This window comes from Pseudomonas sp. CYM-20-01 (assembly GCF_023169845.1).
GTDB classification, from domain to species: domain Bacteria; phylum Pseudomonadota; class Gammaproteobacteria; order Pseudomonadales; family Pseudomonadaceae; genus Aquipseudomonas; species Aquipseudomonas azotoformans.
In genome coordinates this window covers 2,841,969-2,858,261 of the sequence record NZ_AP025169.1, presented here as the reverse complement: position 1 = coordinate 2,858,261, position 16,293 = coordinate 2,841,969, and the positions used below count along the sequence as shown (strand labels likewise).

Below are 16,293 nucleotides of genomic sequence, written 5' to 3'. Positions count from 1 at the left end.
GGCTTGTGAATTCTGCATTCAAATCAAACTATGCGCAATACTACCTCATTTTGATATTTAACGGAAACCCTCCTGTGTGGCTATATCCTGACTTTTGAGTGAGCCATGCAACTTAGAATCGCTCTCGCAGGCGCAATCAGGGCCCTGCGCCTGCAGCGTCAGCTTCGACACGAAGATCTTTCGGACGCCTCCGCGAAATCCAAGCTGAGCGCCCTCGAGCGTGGCGAAACAAGCATCACTCTTGAGAAGTTCGAGAGCCTTGCTGAGGGCCTTCGAATTGACCCTCTAGCGCTCCTAGCTCTATGCATGTCCAAAAAGCTAAATATCCCCTATCCCGCTCTTATGGAGACTGCTTTAAAGCAGCTCCGAGCTTTCGAGAAAGAAGGAGGTCTGGGAATTCTTGCTGAACAGCTCCCTGACGGAGAGGTCGCCCACCGTAACCCAGGCAAGCCTCAGAATAGACAGAACGAAAGCGTCGTTCGCGAGCTTAAAGCGGCAGGTATGAATCAATCGCAGATTGCACGCGAGACCGGCCTAGCTCTATCGACTGTCCATCGATACTGGAACAGGATTAATGCTACCGGTTCTGGCGCAGATGAGTGATGGGGAACAAGCAAGTTTATCGCTTGCAGTCTGCAAGCGATTCGAGCACAGATAGAAAAAAGCCGTACTAGACAGAAATTCGCGCAAAATCGTTAGATTGGTTAAGTGATTGTTTTACATCAAGTAATTCCATCCTAACAGTTAGTAAGGTTCCAGAACTTCTGGGCGTCGACGTCGAATGAGGCAATGGCAGTTGTCGCGAGGGTCATGGTGGTTCTCCTGTGGCCTGGAAACAAAAGTACACGTCATGTACTTTCATTGCAAGAAACATTTACTTATCTATCCTGGAGTCAGTACATGACATATCTGTTCGATCCGTTAGACTGTGCCGCACTGCTGTTTAGAAGGACATCACATGCCCCGTAGCGCCTACCTCCATACCGTCGACCTGTGCGTGCTGTTTTACTGCCGTGCCTCTGGCGAACTGAAACTGCTGCTGAACCAGCGCGACGCCGAGCCCTTCGCCGGGCACTGGGCGTTGCCGGGGGTGGTGGTGAATGGCGGCGTGCAAGATCTGAGCCTCGAGGATGCGGTGGAGCGCTTGCGAGCAAGTGACAAGGTCGGGCTGGACCTGGCCTGGAGCGAACAGGTGGGGACGGTGGGGGATGCGTTTCGCGATCCGCGCTGCTGGTCGTCGTCCACCCATTACCTGGCGATCGTGAACGAGGACGTGACGCTGGGTGAGCACCAGGGCTGGTTTTCGCTGACGGCGGTGGCGAGTGGCGGCATCAAGTTGCCGTTCGATCACAACAGCATCGTGGCAGCGGTGCAGGAACGTTTGTTTTCCAAGTCGTTGTACAGCAGCTTGCCGCTGATGTTCCTGGGCAATGAATTCAGCGCGCCGGAGGCGACCACGATTTTTTCCTTGGTGCTGGCGCGGCCGGTGTTGAAGACCAGTATTCGCCAGCGGTTGCTGAAGCTGGCGGAGGCCGGGTACTTACGTGAGACCGGGCGCAAGAAACAGGGTGAAGGCGGCAGGCCCCAGGCAACGGTGGAGAACCTCAAGCCTGGAGAGGTTTACTTCTTCGACCGCAGCTTTGCGGATTAGCCCCGAGTCAACGAACAAAGAGGCTCAACTGTGGGAGGGGGCTTGCCCCCGATAGCAGTGGGTCAGATTGCACAACTGTGACTGCCCAACCGCTATCGGGGGCAAGCCCCCTCCCACATTGGGTCCTAGTTCAACCAGTTGCCGCCATCGACGTTGTAGGTCTGCGCCACCACATAGTCGGCCTCCTTTGACGCCAGGAAGATCGCCATCCCGGTCAGATCCTGCGCCGTGCCCATCCGCCCAAACGGCACCTCGGCCCCTACCCGCTTCTTCTTTTCGCCAGGTGCCAATCCTTCATGCTTGGCAAACAACGCATCCACGCCATCCCAATGTTCCCCGTCTACGACCCCAGGAGCAATGGCATTGACGTTGATACCCTGCCTGATCAGGTTCAACCCCGCCGATTGCGTCAGGCTGATCACCGCCGCCTTGGTCGCGCAATAGATCGCCACCAGCGGTTCGCCGCGCCGTCCGGCCTGGCTGGCCATGTTGATGATCTTGCCGCCATGGCCCTGGCTGATCATCTGCCGCGCCGCGGCCTGCAGGGTGAACAGCGTGCCGGCGACGTTGATCGAGAACAGCCGCTCGTAGCTGTCGCGGGTGATGTCGACGATGGGCGCCAAGTCGAACAGCGCAGCGTTGTTGACCAGGATATCCAGCTTGCCAGCCTGGGCCACCACGGCGGCAATCGCGCCGTCGATAGAGGCCTGATCGGTGACGTCCATGGCCACGGCGTAGGCCTGCGGGCCAAGTTCGGCGGCCGTGGCCTGGGCCCGTTGCAGGTTGATATCGGCGATGGCCACCGTGGCGCCTTCTTCGATGTAGGCCTGGGCGAAGGCGCGGCCGATACCGCGTGCCGACCCGGTGATCAGCGCGCTTTTACCTTCCAGTCGTTTCATGGGTATGTCCCGTCAAAAGTTACTTCGGATAACCGGCGCGTTTCATCTCGCGTTCGGTGGTGGACTGCGCTTCCAGCAAAGCCTGGTCAACCGACATGCCGCCCGTCAGCGCCGCCGAGAACAGCTTGCCGACCGAGGTGCCGATGGCCTGGAACTCGGGGATGGTCACGTACTGGATGCCCACGTACGGCACCGGCTTGGCGGATGGGTGTGCAGGGTCGGCGTGTTTCATCATCTCCAGGGTCACCTGGGCAAACGGGGCAGCTTTTAAATACGCCTCGTTGTAGGTGGACTGGCGGGTGCCTGGCGGCACGTTGGTAATGCCTTCTTTGTCGGCGACCAGCTGGATGTAGTCCTTGGACGTCGCCCAACTGATAAAGGCCTTGGCGGCGTCCTTGTGTTTGGAAGTGGCCGGGATCGCCAGGGACCAGGCGTAGAGCCATGACGAGCCTTTATCGGTGACCTCGGTGGGCGCGGCGGCGAAACCTACGCTGTCGGCCACCTTGCTCTGGCTTTTATCGGTGGTGAAGGAGCCGGCCACGCTGGCATCGACCCAGATCGCACACTTCCCGCTGTTGAACAGCGCCAGGGTTTCGTTAAAACCATTGCTGGACACGCCCGGCGGGCCGTACTGCTTGAGGGTGTTGACGTAAAAGTTGGCGGCTGCGGTCCACTCGGGGCTGGTCAGCTCGGGTTTCCACTGCTCGTCGAACCAGCGCGCGCCAAAGGCATTGGCCATGGTGCTGAGCAAGGCGATGTTCTCGCCCCAGCCGGCCTTGCCGCGCAAGCACATGCCGTATTGGCCCTTGTCCTTGGCGGTGAGCTTGGACGCGAACTCGCCGAGCTGGGTCCAGGTCGGGTGCGCCGGCATGCTCAGGCCCGCCTGCTGGAACAGGTCGGTACGGTAGTAGGTCACGGTACTTTCACCATAGAACGGCAAGGCATAGAGCGTGTCGTTGACCGACAGGCCCTGGCGCACCGAGGGGAAGATATCGTCGGCATCGTAATCGGCCGGCAGCTGGGTCAAGGGTTCCAGCCAGTGCTTGGCGCCCCAGAGCGGGGTTTCGTAGGTGCCGATGGTCAGCACATCGAATTGCCCGCCTTGGGTGGCGATGTCGGTGGTGAGGCGCTGGCGCAGCACGTTTTCTTCCAGCACCACCCAGTTGAGCTTGATGTCCGGGTGCTGGGCTTCGAACACCTTGGACAGGCGCTGCATGCGGATCATGTCGCTGTTGTTGACCGTGGCGATGGTGACGGTGTCGGCGGCGTGGCTGGGCATGGCCAACGCCAGGCCGGACAGCAGGAACAACACTTGCGGGAGCTTGAACATGGCGGTTTCCACCGGTTGTTTTTGTTGTTGAGCGCCGATTACAGCAGCTTGGCCAGGCCCTCACAAACCCGTGGCGGATGCTCGACTGGTACTTTTTTAACCGGGGGCGCGCGAGTTAAAAAAGTATCAGTGCGGGACGCAAGCGGGGGTAGCGCCTGAACGCCCGAGGCGCGTATTTTGAAGCGATTACAAGAACCCCAAGAAGCCCGCTCATGCCCATCAGCCGTGCCACGCTGTTCGAGCACCGCCCCGCCGAACTGGAAGTGATCCTGCCCGAGCCGGACCACTGCTTCCGCTGGTTCGAACATGACTATCCCTACGACCTGGCCCGCTGGAACCACCACCCCGAATTCGAAATCCACTTGATCCGCCAAGGCAGCGGCAAACTGGTGGCCGGCGACTACATCGGTGCCTTCAGCGCCGGGCATGTCGCACTGATCGGCCCCGACCTGCCCCACGACTGGATCGGCGAACTGGCCCCCGGCGAATACCTCACCGGCCGCGACGTGGTGCTGCAATTCGACGGCGCCGCCCTCCTCGCCTTGCGCAGAACCCTGCCGGAGCTCGGCGACCTGCAGCCGTTGTTCGAACAGGCCCGCCGTGGACTGGAGTTCACCGGCGACACGGCGCTGCAGGCCGCGCATTGGATGGAAGCCATCGGTAACGCCCAGGGCCTGCAACGCTTGATCCTGTTCCTGCAATTGCTCGACACCCTGAAAAACGCCCCGCCCCAACAGGTCAAGGCCCTGGCCAGCCCCTGCTACGCGCCGACCCTGGATGCGCGCAGCGCGGAACGCATCAACAAGGCATTCGACTATTTGATGCGCGAGCTGACCGGCGATGTGCGCCTGTCGGTGATCGCGCAACAGTTGGAGATGAGCGAACCGGGCTTTTCGCGCTTCTTCAAGCGCAACACCGGCCACGGTTTTATCGACCTGATGCGCAAGTTCCGGGTGCAGCGCGCCTGCCGGCTGTTGCTGCAAAGCGATATGTCGGTGGCGGACATCTGCTTTGAAGTGGGCTACGCCAACCTGTCGAATTTCAACCGGCACTTTCGCATCGAGATGAACCAGACGCCGAGTGACTATCGACGGGAAACCGCGACGCACCTGTTTCACCGCATCGAAAAATGACACCCGGTCAATTCTGACCAAAAGGTCGACTAATCCTGTTTTTTTCCAAGCTGATCAATCGATTGAGCAAAGTTGGTACAGCCTGTGCAAACGTTTGCGGTACGAACTTGGCGACCAAGTTCACCTCTACCCGAAGAATCGGGTTCAAACCGCGTACGAATAGGGATTTTCAATGCATTTCACCTCAAGGCGTCCTACCTGCTTTGGTGTTTCCTTGCTACTGGCTGCCGTTACAGGACTACTCAGCGCGCCCCTTTTGGCGCAGGAAAAACCCATCGATGACTCAGCACAGGGCGAAACCCTCAGCCCCGAAGCCAGCCCGGCGAAAAAAGGTGTGTACCTGTCGGACTGGTTCAATCAGGACCTGACGTTGATCGGCAGCAAAGACATCAGCTTCGGCCCCAAGCCGCAGGATGACGTCTATCTGGAGTACGAGTACTTCGGCCGCAAGGGGCCTTTCGAGCTGTACGGCTACATCGACGTGCCGAAGATCCTCACCATCGGTAACAGTAATGACAAGGGCGTGTGGGACCATGGCTCGCCGGTGTTCATGGAACATGAGCCGCGTATTTCCATCGACTACCTGGCGGGCCGCAGCCTGGCCATCGGGCCGTTCAAGGAATGGTATGTGGCCTTCGACTGGATCTACGACCACGGCAGCAACAAGGCCAACCGCGCCAATACGCTGTACAGCGGACTGGGCACCGATATCGACACCCACTCGCGGGTCAACCTGTCGGCCAACTTCTACGGGCGTTACCAGTGGGAAAACTATGGCGCCAGCAACGAATATTCCTGGGACGGCTACCGTGCGCAAATGAAGTACATCGTGCCCATCGGCAAATTCGATAACGGCGCTTCGCTGACCTACATCGGCTTTACCAACTACGATTTTGGCTCGGACCTGCACAAGGACAACCCGGCACGCACTGCCAATTCCCTGGTGGCCACCAACGTGCTGCTGTATTCGTTCACCCACCTGCGTTTCACCCTGGTCGGCCGTTACTTTCATAACGGCGGCAACTGGGAGGACGGCAGCGAGTTGAATTTCGGCGAAGGAAATTTCCGCGCGCGCTCGGACGGCTGGGGTTACTACGCCGGCGTGGGCTATCAATTCTGATCAAGGAGCTTTAGATGAACGCGTTTACCCGTCTCTCAATGGCTGTTGGCCTGGCCGTTCTGCCCCAGCTGGTGCTGGCCGATGCATCTGCACCGATCAAGCCCAAGGTGATGCTGATCACCATGTTCGCCCCGGAGGCGCAAACCTGGATCGACCGCCTGGAACTCAAGCAGGAAGTGCGCGTACCGGGCTTGTCTGCCGAGTATCCGGTGATCCGCTGCAATACCCGGGATGTGTGCCTGCTGGTCACCGGCATGGGCCAGACCAACGCCGCGGCCTCCACCCTGGCCTTGGCGCTGTCGCCCAAGTTCGACCTGCGCCAGAGCTACTTCCTGATCGCCGGGATCGCCGGTATCAGCCCCAAGCACGGCACGATCGGCACCGCCGCGTGGGCACATTACCTGGTGGAATTCGGCACCCAGTGGGAGCTGGATTCGCGGGATGCGCCGAAGGATTGGCCGACCGGCTATCTCGGCATCAACACCAAGGGCCCCAACGAAAAACCACCGCTGGACTACAAGACCGAAGTGTTTGAGCTGAACCCCAAGTTGCAGGCCAAGGCGTTTGCCCTGTCGCAGAAAGTCGAGCTGACGGAAAGCAAGGAATCCAGCGCCTGGCGCAAACACTACCCCGCCGCGCCGGCCAACCAGCCGCCGCAAGTCACCCGCTGCGACACCCTGGCGGGCAACACCTGGTTTTCCGGCACACGCTTGAGCGAGCGCGCCGAGGTGTGGACCAAGCTGCTGACCGACAACAAAGGCGAATATTGCACCACCCAGCAGGAAGACAACTCCACCTATGAGGCCCTGCTGCGCGCCAGCCGTGAAGGCTTGGTGGACATCCAGCGCCTGGCGGTGGTGCGCGCCGGTTCGGATTTCGACCGGCCGTACCCGGGCTACAGCGAAGTGGATAACCTGTTGAAGTACGCGGACCAGGGCGGTTTTGTCCCGGCGCTGGAGAACCTGTACCGCACGGGCAACCCGTTGGTACAGGCGATCCTCAAGAACTGGTCAGCCTGGGAGAAAGGTGTTCCCGAGGCATGACCGCCAGGATCAAGGCAGGAAGATGATCTTGTCTGCGCTGCCCTGGTTCACCTCTTCGAAGCACTGCACCCCATCGGCCAGCGCCACTTCACGCAGGCCGGTGGGCAGTGGCAACAAACCTTCATCAAAGAAACGCCCGAACTGCTCCAGCATCACGGCGCACTGCTCGCAGTTGTAGAGCAACGAATTGATCCCCACCACCGAACCACCCTTGCGGTACAACGCCAGCGCCGGCAGTTGTACATGGCCGTCCACCGGCGCGGCGATAATGGCGATGCGGCCAAATGGCGCCAGGCCTGCCACGGCGGCCGGCAGCCAGAAACCGGTGGTGTCGAAGATCACATCCGCACCGCCCTTGAACACGGCATTGACCTGCGTGCCCAGCTCTTCCGGCTTGCCCAGGGCAATCGCGTCGAAGCCCTGGCCCTGCAAGACGTCGACCTGTTCCGGGCGACGCACGGCGGCCAGCACCTGGGCACCACGGATTTTTGCCAGGGCCAGGGCCGCGCTGCCCACCGCGCCATTGGCACCGATCACCAGCAGGCGTGTGCCTTGGGTCACGCCGCTGCGCTCCAGTGCATCCCAGGCGGTGGTGTACGGCACGCCAAGGCTCGCGGCCTGGGCGAAACTCAGGTGGGTAGGCTTACGTGCCACGCCCTTGGCCGACACGGTGAGGTACTGGGCATGGGAACCGTCGGCAAAAAAGCCCAAGTCACGGCCGGTGCCCCAGACTTCCTGGCCCACCAGCGCCTGCGGACCTTCAACCACAACCCCGGCGAAATCACGGCCGGGGATGCGCGGCAAGGTGGTGTAGGGGAAACGACCGAGCACGTTTTTGACGTCGCTGGGGTTGAGGCCCGCGGCCTTGATCTGTACCAGCACTTCCCCCACGGCCGGCACCGGGGTGGCGACGTCGACAAAGCGCAGGTTGTTGAGGTCGCCGGTGGCAGTAAATTGCAGTGCTTTCATGGCCAATATCCATCGAAGAGAAAAAAGAGATCAGGAGAACCAGGTGCCCACCAGCTGCCGCCCCATGGGCCAGAGCTTTTCACCCAGCAACATGCCCATCAGGCCGATCAGGGCGATGGCCGGCGGTGCGGGCGAGCGGAAGTCGAGGGCGCCGTAGATCACGCCGACAAACAGGCCGATGGCCAGGGAAATGAGGTAGTTCATGGGGCAGCGCCTTGTGGGTGGATGCGCTCAGTGTAGAGAGCACCAGCCTGAAGCATCGGCCAAGTGCTTCAGGATTTCGGCCAACCCCTCAGCCCACGTATTGCGAGGGCGCCACACCGAGTTCACGCCGGAACATGTCGCTGAAACTGCTGGGCGAATACCCCAGGGAACGCGCGATGGCGCTGACCGACTGGCCCTGGATCAGCTCCGCCACCGCCGTGGCCAGTTGCACCTGGCGGCGCCACTCGGCAAAGCCCATGCCCAAGTGGTTCTGGAATAGCCGCGCCAGGGTGCGCACGCTGGCACCGGCGGTTTCGGCATGCTGCTCGAAAGGGATCTCCAGTGACGGCGCAGCCATGACCGCCTGGCAGGCGTTGATCAGCCGGCGGTCGGCCTCCACCGGCATGGCGATGCGAATCGGCGAGCGGCGCGCCCGTTGCAGCTCCAGCAAGGCCAGGCTGACCAGCGCGTCGTAGTACGCCACCTCACCGGTGTCGCCCTCGCCCACCAACGTGACGATCAGTTCGCGCAACAACCCACCGACTTCGATCACCTGCACCTGGCTGTCCAGCGTTGCGGCCAGGGCCGGGCGCAGGTAGATATTGCGCATCTGCAAGTCCGAGACCACGCGGATACCATGTTCTACGCCGGGCGGCAGCCACACGGCACGCTGTGGCGGCACCACCAGCGCTTCCTGCGGGGTCTCGACCCACATCACGCCGCTCATGGCATAGAGCAACTGGCCCCAGTCGTGGCTGTGGGGCTCAACGTAGAGCCCGCGCGGATAGGTGCGCGCCAGGGGTTGCACGGGAACGGCAGGATCACTGAGGTCAGGCGGCGCGGCCAGGGCCATGGGGTGCACATCATTCGAGGGAGAGTCGCTATGGTAATCACCGCGGCACGACAATCCGAGTGATTTTTGCGGCCGGTAAACCGTGTGGGAGCACGCAGGCTCCCACCGGTTCAAACACCGCTAGCCTCTGGCAGACTTGGCACACTCACACCCCGTCGCAGCCGCACACGGCTCACCATGGGCATGGTGCTCGGCACAGCCCTGACAGCAATATCCCTTGCCGTCCTTCATGACCGCATCAGGTCCCAGCACGCATTTGCAGTGTGGGCAGGCACAGGTTTTATCTGGCATGGTCAGACTCCTTCTTCATGGTCGTCTCGGTGCGGCGGGCGCCGGCACCTTAAGCAGTGACTGCGGCCCGCCGTCGATGGTTCAACCCCTCAGTCGGTGCGGGTATTGCTGCGATACATGAACACCAGCGCCAACGCGAGACAGGCCATCGCCACGATGCGGCTGCTCGACAGCTCGATGGCCGGGTTGCCCAGCCAGCCGAAGTTGTCGATCAGCATGCCCATGCCCAATTGCCCGACGATCACCGCGACGGTGGCGACGGCCGTCCCGACCACCGGCACCGCGCCGACCATCACCATCATGTACACCACACCGAACAACGCACCGGTCAGTTGCCATTTCGGCACGTCCAGCAGGCTCACCGTCTGGACGGGTTCAAAGAAGAAAATCATTAACGCGGTGACAATCGCCCCCACCGAGAAGGTCACCAGGCTGCCACGCAATACCCCAACCGCCTGGCCCAGGCGACCGTTGATCGCCGCCTGCACGCTCAACACCGCACCTGCGGCAACCACCACGACCAGTAACAGAATCAGATTCATCGCCTTAACCTCGTGCAATCAGAACAAGTGCCACCACAATCAACGCCAGGGCAATCCAGCGTTCGCCATTGACCCGCTTGCGCGCCGCGCCGAACCAGCCGAAATGGTCGATCAGCACACTCTTGCCGACCTGCCCGGACAAAATCGCGATCATGGTCATCGCAATACCGATATGTGGCGTGGCCAGGGTGAGCACCACCACATAGATCGGCCCCAGGAACCCGCCGATCAACTGCCAGCGCGGCAGTTCGGAGAGCGCCGGGCCCTTTTGCTGGCCACTGAACAACAGCAGCAGATACAGGATCGCCGAGCCCACCCCGAAAATGCTCAGGGTCGCCCACAAATGCCCCACCTGCACACCCAGCGGGCCGAGCAAACCGGCCTCTACCGACAGGCCCATGCCGGCCAGGATCACCAGCGGCAACAACAGCAACCTCAAGACGTTTTTTTTCGGTTTGGCTTGCGCCACACCCTCGATGGAACTTGCCTGCATACAACACCTGCGCTTCAAGAAAGGAAACATGGCACGCATTATCCGATGGCCGTGCTGTGCGATAAATGGGAGCATGCTGACAACACCTTTGCGCAAGACGCACAGCCTGGAGACATGATGCAAGGCTTGAATGAATTGAGTTTCAAAGCACTGCGCCTGTTCGTGGCCGTGCTGGACCTGGGCAGCTTCTCCGAAGTGGCCCGCCGCGAAGGCCTGGCGCCCTCCTCCATCTCCCGACAGATACAGCTGATGGAACAGGCCCTCGGCCAACAGTTGCTCTACCGTCACACCCGCGCGGTCAGCCCCACCGAAGCCGGTCGTCTGCTGGGGCGGCATGCGCGGTTGATGCTGGAACAACTCGAAGCCGCCAGCCAGGCATTGCAGGAACAGGAAAGCGAACCCAGCGGCCTGGTGCGCATCAATGCCCCCATGGTGTTCGGCCAGCGCCACCTGTCGCCGTGGCTGGGTGAGTTGTGCCGACGGTATCCGAAGCTGCAACTGGACATCCAGCAGACCGACACGTACGTCGATCCACTGCAGGACGGCACTGACCTGCTGTTCCGCATCGGCGTGCTCAACGATTCGAGCATGCAGGCTCGCATCTTCGCGCCCCAACGCTTTCGCATCGCCGCCAGCCCCGCCTACCTGGCCCGGCATGGCACGCCGCAACATCCCGACGAACTGATCGACCACCAATGCCTGGCCTACAAAGGCATCACCGGCCAGCAACGCTGGTTTTTCCGCAAGGGCCAGGGCGACTGGACGCCCTACAGCGTCAAGGGTCCGATCACCGGCAACCATGCCGACACCTTGACCCATGCCGCCGAGCAAGGCCTGGGGCTGGTGGTGTTTCCCTCCTGGTTGATCGGCGAAGGCTTGCGCGCAGGCACGTTGCAGGCGGTGCTGACCGACTATGAAGTGGCGACAACCCTGGAGCCGCAGCAGATTGCGGCACTGTGGCCAGGTAGCCGGCGCCTGTCGCTGAAGGTGCGGACGGTGATTGATTATTTTGTGGAGTGTTTTGGGGCCGTGCCGTATTGGGATCGGTGAACCAAGTGGTTCGGGAATTTTCCTACAGCAGGAAGTAGTTCCATTCTGTTTTTTCGGGCCAGTATTCTTGTGGCCAAGCCTATTACGGCAGACTTGCGCAACATCCTCTTTTAGAGAACTGCCATGAAAGTCACGTATCACAAACCATCGCGATCTGAGCGCGCCGCGTCCGCCAGCGGTCTGGCCGTCTTTGATAGCGCACCCAGTTTTGGCTATATTTGGCCAAAATATGGGGATAACCACATGATCACGGTTCCTTTGGGCGAAGCGAAAAACAATCTGTCAAAACTGGTGGATGAGGCCGCTGCTGGCAAAGTCATCACTATTGCCAAGCATGGACGTGCGATGGCACAACTTGTGCCCGTGGGGAAATGCAAAAGCCGGAGAATCGGTGCCATGAAAGGCAAGTTCGTCATTCCCGAAGACTTCGACGCACCCCTGCCTGGCGCCCTGCTGGATGCCTTCGAAGGCAAGCATCCGTGAGAGTGCTGTTAGACACCCACATCCTGCTCTGGACCCTGACGGAAGACCCCAGGCTATCCAGCAAAGCCAGGAAGCTGATAGAGAATGCAGCGGAGGTTTACATCAGCGCTGCGACATTCTGGGAAATGGCAATCAAGGTCGGCCTGGGGAAACTCACCGTAGACCTGGAGGAAATCCGTGAGTACTGCCTGGAAAGCGGATTTGCCGAACTGCCCGTCACCTCGGAACATGCCATCGCAGTCAAGGATCTCGAGCAGCATCACAAGGACCCTTTTGATCGGCTCATTATTGCGACAGCCATAAGCGAACCCATGAGGCTATTGACGGCCGATCCACACATCGCCCAATACACGTCCTTGGCGATTCTGGTCTAACTCATCTAGAACGCTGTACCGCCTCAAGCGAACACCCACTGCCCAATCAACCAGGCATTCGCCCCACTGATCAGCGCAAACAGAAACCACGCCAACAAGCGCGTCGGCAGCCGATTCACGAATGGCCCCATCAGCTGTTTATCGCCGGTCATGCGGATCAACGGATACAGCGCAAACGGCAACTGCAGGCTGAGCACCACCTGGCTGAGGATCAGCAGCTTGCCGATGGCATCGTCGCCCATCAGCCACACCCCCAGAAACGCCGGAATCAGCGCCAGCCCACGCGTGATCAGGCGGCGTTGCCAGCAGGGAATACGCAGGTTGAGGTAGCCCTCCATGATCACCTGCCCGGCGATGGTGCCGGTAAAGGTGGAGCTTTGCCCGGAGGCCAACAGCGCAATGCCGAACAGGATGCTGGCGAAGGCACCGCCCACCAGCGGGTCAAGCAGATGGTAGGCGTCCTGGATCTCGACCACCTCAGTATGGCCGGTCTTGTGGAAAGCAGCGGCGGCGAGAATCAGGATCGCCGCGTTGACCAGCAGCGCCAGGGCCAATGAACCGATGGTGTCGATGCGCGCCAGCTTGACCGCGTCCAGTTTGCTGGCGAGGTCCTTGCCGATCAGACGGGTTTGCACGATGGAGCTGTGCAAGTAGAGGTTATGGGGCATCACCGTGGCCCCGAGGATACCGATGGCCAGGTAAAGCGGCGCGGCGTCGCTGATCGCGGAAAGTGACGGAGTGAAACCACTGAACACGTCGGGCCAATAAGGTTTGATCAGCACCAGCTCGATGAAGAAACACACGCCGATGGTCGCCACCAGCGCCAGCATGATCGCTTCCAGGCGCCGGAAACCACGATTCTGCAGGGCCAGGACCAACAGCGTGTCAAAGGCGGTGATCACAATGCCAGTGGTCAGCGATACCCCCAACAGCAAATGAAATGCCAGGGCACAGCCCAGCACTTCGGCAAGGTCGGTGGCGATGATGGAGATTTCCGCCAACACCCACTGGGTGCGTGCAGAACGCGTGCTGTAACGCTCTCGGCACAGCTGCGCCAGGTCTTTGCCGGTGGCGATGCCCAGGCGCGAGCACAGGCACTGCACCGCCATCCCGGCAAGGCTGGCCAGCAACACCACAAACAACAGGCTGTAGCCATAGCGCGAACCGGCCTCGATGGCCGTAGCCCAATTGCCCGGGTCCATATAGCCGATGGAGACCAGCAGGCCAGGGCCGGCGAACATCAACATGCGCTTGAAGAACGAAGCCTTGGGGTCCACGGCGACGGAGCCGGCCACTTCCGGCGGGCAGAACGGGGCGGTAGCAATTTTCGGCAGGCTGAATTTCACGCGGTATCCCAGGCACACACAAGACAAGGGTGCAGCTTATCAGTCAGACACGACCGTGCGCATCACCGTGTCCCGTGGCAGGTCGAACGCCTCCACCACCTGCACCACCAGGTCCATCTCCTGGTTCAGCGCTTCACGCTCCATGCGCTGGCGAATCACGCCGATCACCAGCACGGCCAACGTGGTGATCGAATACGCCGGGCCGGAAAATGCACGCACGCCGCTCACCACCAGCATCGCCGCCGCCAACGCCTGGCCCACCACCGGGATTGCCGTGGCCGCGCCACGGCGCAGGATAAAACCGGTGAGCCCGGCCAACGCCGTGCCGCTCAACGCGGTGGTGGCCGACCGGCCTACGTCAAAACGGCTGAACAAGCCCTGCTCCTTTTGAGCGGCCGCTTTGAGTTCTGCGTCGAACACCTGTCGGTCCGTGTTGCTGAGTTTGTCCTTGTACTGTTCGATGAGTTTCTCGGCGACCCGGGCTTCGAGATCGGCCAGTGCGACCGTATCCAGCGGATCGTCGAACTTGATCCCCAGCCGCTGCACCACATCTTCGGCGATCTGGCGATAACCCACGCCATGTCCACGGGCCAGGTTCATGAAGGTATCGCCGCCCATGCGTTGCAGCTCAATAGCCAACTTGAGCGGCTCGCGCACCGTGGCGTCTATCGATGCACTGCGTTTTTGCGCCATCAATTCGGCGAGGAACTTCACCTCTTCCGGCCGGGCCTGCATCAGCGCAGGGAACAAATCGATGTCCTCCTCGGCAAAACGCACTTCAGCACTGCGCTGGTCGGAGCGGATCATGCCACGCCGTTCATGCAGCAGGTCGGTGTACTGCACCACCGTCTGCAATTGCGGCCAATAGGCGGCGTGATCGAAAGTCGCCAGGTGCACGTTGGTGACCTTGGCCTTGAGGGCCGGCGTCACCGGGATCGCATAACGACCGATGCAGCGTTCGGTGTCCGGCTTTATGGCCAAGGCCCAGTCCTTGCTGGAGTGACAGTTGATTACCCGCCCCTTGAGCGGCGCCGACACGACATCCCAAGGGCTCGACGTACAGATCGCGCCGCCCATCAACAGCAGGTTGTCCAAGGGTAGCTCCCGCGCGGTTTCGGGGCTGGCGAGCAGGCTCTTGACCAGGATCCGCGCGCCCAGGGAATGCCCGATCAGGTTGATACGCCGCACATCAAGGGATTCACCGTGCAGGTAATTGGCCAGTTCCGGCAGCAGGCTTTTGGCGACTTCGTCCACCCGCGCCTCGACGCTTTTGTAGTGATCAAGAAAATAGGCAAGCGCCTTGCCCACCCCGACGGTTGCCGCGCCCAGGCTACCGCCGCCCAGCATCGCGCCGATCACCTCCTTGAAAGGCGCAAACAGGTTTTCCAGGAAATGCCCCGCCGGCCAGAACAGCATCAGGTTGGTCGAACCTTCGATACTCGCCAACTGCGCCTTGAAGTTGCCCAGTTGTTGCCGGTTGAAGAACGCCGAATAACCGTGAACATAGAGATTGAGCACGTCGCCCTGAGGCTCGCCGCACAGTACGAACGTGGGCTTGCGGGTGCGGTGCATTTCATCCCACTGGTGCTGCATGGGGCCGTGACTCCTGGCGACAAGGGACGGCGATAGTAACAAAGGGCGAGGCTCAACGCCGTACCGCTGGGAAAAAGGCACCAGGGTCGCCGCCTCCTCCGTTCAGAACAGGGAAGCTGCCTTGGACTTGGCCAGGTAGCGCGCCGGTGAGTCGCCCAGGTTACGCCGGAACACCGACGTAAACGCGCTGGAACTGCTGAACCCCAATTCGAATGCCACATCGGTGATGGACGAGCCATGACTGAGCCGTGCCGTGGCCTCCAGCAGGCATACCTGCTGGCGCCACGAAACAAAGGTCATGCCCGTGCACTCGCGGAAGTGACGGGTAAAGGTACGCCGACTCATGCCCGACCAGTCGGCCATCTCACCGATGGAAATGTTCTGCGTGGGCGCCTCCAGGAAGCGTTGACACGAACGGGCCAGGCGCGCCTCGGACGGCAACGGCGCACTGAGTGGCAACTCGGGCATGGCACCGATTTCGTCGATCAACAGGGTCAGCACGCAGCAATCACGGACGCTGGGCGAAGCCGATGGCCCAATCGCCAGCGCCGCTTCCAACAGGTGGCGCAATAACGGCGATACAGCAAACACCTGGCAATGGTCCTGCAACCCTGCACGTCGGGCCGCGTCATCGTCCAGGTAGGTATTGAGCATCACCACATCGCCGCGCATGTGCATCTCGTGCGCCACCCCGCCCGGTACCCAGATCGCCCGCTGCGGCGGCACCACCCAATTGCCCAGCTCCGTGAACATCTTCAACGCGCCGGTGGATGCGTAGGCGAACTGCCCGAGCCGGTGGGTGTGGCGTGGGAACACCGTGCCGGACGGGTACTCGCGCAGCGTCACCACCGCAGCAGGGCTATCGAGTTCGTAAGGGGATAAGGTGAAGGTCGGCGACATGGCCCGATTTTGTCAAAGT

Annotated in this window: 18 protein-coding genes and 1 pseudogene; 8 read left to right on the top strand and 11 right to left on the bottom strand. The window is 61.0% G+C overall.

The genetic code is table 11. The features are described 5' to 3' along the window. Nucleotides 1-105 precede the first annotated feature (105 nt). The gene (locus M2497_RS13015) at nt 106-603 is read left to right on the top strand and encodes a transcriptional regulator (RefSeq protein WP_248487859.1); all 498 of its coding nucleotides are present in this window, start codon (nt 106-108) and stop codon (nt 601-603) included. 355 nt (nt 604-958) lie between these two features. Next, nucleotides 959-1,651 carry an NUDIX hydrolase gene (locus tag M2497_RS13010; protein ID WP_248487858.1) on the top strand — a complete coding sequence of 231 codons (693 nt, stop codon included), beginning with the start codon at nt 959-961 and terminating at the stop codon, nt 1,649-1,651. 125 nt (nt 1,652-1,776) lie between these two features. Here M2497_RS13010 and M2497_RS13005 read toward each other — a convergent pair whose 3' ends face one another. After that, nucleotides 1,777-2,550 (bottom strand): L-iditol 2-dehydrogenase, encoded by a 774-nt coding sequence (locus M2497_RS13005; RefSeq protein WP_248487857.1) that lies wholly within the window; start codon nt 2,548-2,550, stop codon nt 1,777-1,779. A gap of 19 nt (nt 2,551-2,569) precedes the next feature. Next, a complete protein-coding gene (locus M2497_RS13000; protein WP_248487856.1) occupies nt 2,570-3,880 on the bottom strand; it encodes a sugar ABC transporter substrate-binding protein in 1,311 nt (436 codons plus the stop codon). Nucleotides 3,881-4,092: 212 nt separating this feature from the next. On the opposite strand from M2497_RS13000, the gene M2497_RS12995 reads away from it, so the two are divergent. From M2497_RS12995 to M2497_RS12985, 3 genes are all read left to right on the top strand, one after another. After that, nucleotides 4,093-5,013, top strand: coding sequence for an AraC family transcriptional regulator (locus M2497_RS12995; protein WP_248487855.1), 921 nt, complete (start codon nt 4,093-4,095; stop codon nt 5,011-5,013). Nucleotides 5,014-5,185: 172 nt separating this feature from the next. Further along, on the top strand, nt 5,186-6,133 hold the full coding sequence (locus M2497_RS12990) for a nucleoside-specific channel-forming protein Tsx (RefSeq protein ID WP_248487854.1): 948 nt from the start codon (nt 5,186-5,188) through the stop codon (nt 6,131-6,133). 14 nt (nt 6,134-6,147) lie between these two features. After that, complete coding sequence (locus M2497_RS12985) at nt 6,148-7,176, top strand: purine nucleoside permease (RefSeq protein WP_248487853.1); 1,029 nt, start codon at nt 6,148-6,150, stop codon at nt 7,174-7,176. A 9-nt stretch (nt 7,177-7,185) separates the two neighbouring features. Here the strand turns inward: M2497_RS12985 and M2497_RS12980 are convergent, their stop codons facing one another. From M2497_RS12980 to M2497_RS12955, 6 genes and pseudogenes are all read right to left on the bottom strand, one after another. Beyond that, nucleotides 7,186-8,145: a zinc-binding alcohol dehydrogenase family protein gene (locus tag M2497_RS12980; RefSeq protein WP_248487852.1), complete on the bottom strand. Its 960-nt coding sequence runs from the start codon at nt 8,143-8,145 to the stop codon at nt 7,186-7,188. A 30-nt stretch (nt 8,146-8,175) separates the two neighbouring features. Beyond that, nucleotides 8,176-8,349 carry a DUF1427 family protein gene (locus M2497_RS12975; RefSeq protein ID WP_076955279.1) on the bottom strand — a complete coding sequence of 58 codons (174 nt, stop codon included), beginning with the start codon at nt 8,347-8,349 and terminating at the stop codon, nt 8,176-8,178. Nucleotides 8,350-8,417: 68 nt separating this feature from the next. After that, nucleotides 8,418-9,202: pseudogene (locus M2497_RS12970) on the bottom strand (helix-turn-helix transcriptional regulator). Between the two features lie 120 nt (nt 9,203-9,322). Beyond that, entirely contained in the window at nt 9,323-9,493 is a 171-nt protein-coding gene (locus M2497_RS12965) for a metallothionein (protein ID WP_248487851.1), read from the bottom strand. Nucleotides 9,494-9,582: 89 nt separating this feature from the next. Continuing rightward, nucleotides 9,583-10,035 carry a DMT family transporter gene (locus tag M2497_RS12960; RefSeq protein ID WP_248487850.1) on the bottom strand — a complete coding sequence of 151 codons (453 nt, stop codon included), beginning with the start codon at nt 10,033-10,035 and terminating at the stop codon, nt 9,583-9,585. Nucleotides 10,036-10,039: 4 nt separating this feature from the next. Then, nucleotides 10,040-10,528 carry a DMT family transporter gene (locus tag M2497_RS12955; protein WP_248487849.1) on the bottom strand — a complete coding sequence of 163 codons (489 nt, stop codon included), beginning with the start codon at nt 10,526-10,528 and terminating at the stop codon, nt 10,040-10,042. Between the two features lie 117 nt (nt 10,529-10,645). Between M2497_RS12955 and M2497_RS12950 the strand changes: the two genes are divergently transcribed. From M2497_RS12950 to M2497_RS12940, 3 genes are all read left to right on the top strand, one after another. Beyond that, the gene (locus M2497_RS12950; protein ID WP_248487848.1) at nt 10,646-11,578 is read left to right on the top strand and encodes a LysR family transcriptional regulator; all 933 of its coding nucleotides are present in this window, start codon (nt 10,646-10,648) and stop codon (nt 11,576-11,578) included. 123 nt (nt 11,579-11,701) lie between these two features. Then, the gene (locus M2497_RS12945; protein WP_248487847.1) at nt 11,702-12,061 is read left to right on the top strand and encodes a type II toxin-antitoxin system prevent-host-death family antitoxin; all 360 of its coding nucleotides are present in this window, start codon (nt 11,702-11,704) and stop codon (nt 12,059-12,061) included. Further along, nucleotides 12,058-12,435, top strand: coding sequence for a type II toxin-antitoxin system VapC family toxin (locus M2497_RS12940; protein WP_248487846.1), 378 nt, complete (start codon nt 12,058-12,060; stop codon nt 12,433-12,435). Before M2497_RS12945 ends, M2497_RS12940 begins: the two co-directional genes overlap by 4 nt. Nucleotides 12,436-12,458: 23 nt before the next feature. On the opposite strand, the gene M2497_RS12935 is transcribed toward M2497_RS12940, so the two are convergent. The 3 genes from M2497_RS12935 to M2497_RS12925 form a co-directional block, all read right to left on the bottom strand. Next, nucleotides 12,459-13,781, bottom strand: a complete 1,323-nt coding sequence (locus M2497_RS12935; protein WP_248487845.1) for an Nramp family divalent metal transporter — start codon at nt 13,779-13,781, stop codon at nt 12,459-12,461. A gap of 39 nt (nt 13,782-13,820) precedes the next feature. Then, nucleotides 13,821-15,374 carry a DUF726 domain-containing protein gene (locus M2497_RS12930; protein WP_248487844.1) on the bottom strand — a complete coding sequence of 518 codons (1,554 nt, stop codon included), beginning with the start codon at nt 15,372-15,374 and terminating at the stop codon, nt 13,821-13,823. Between the two features lie 102 nt (nt 15,375-15,476). Next, on the bottom strand, nt 15,477-16,274 hold the full coding sequence (locus M2497_RS12925) for a helix-turn-helix transcriptional regulator (protein WP_248487843.1): 798 nt from the start codon (nt 16,272-16,274) through the stop codon (nt 15,477-15,479). Between the last annotated feature and the right edge of the window lie 19 nt (nt 16,275-16,293).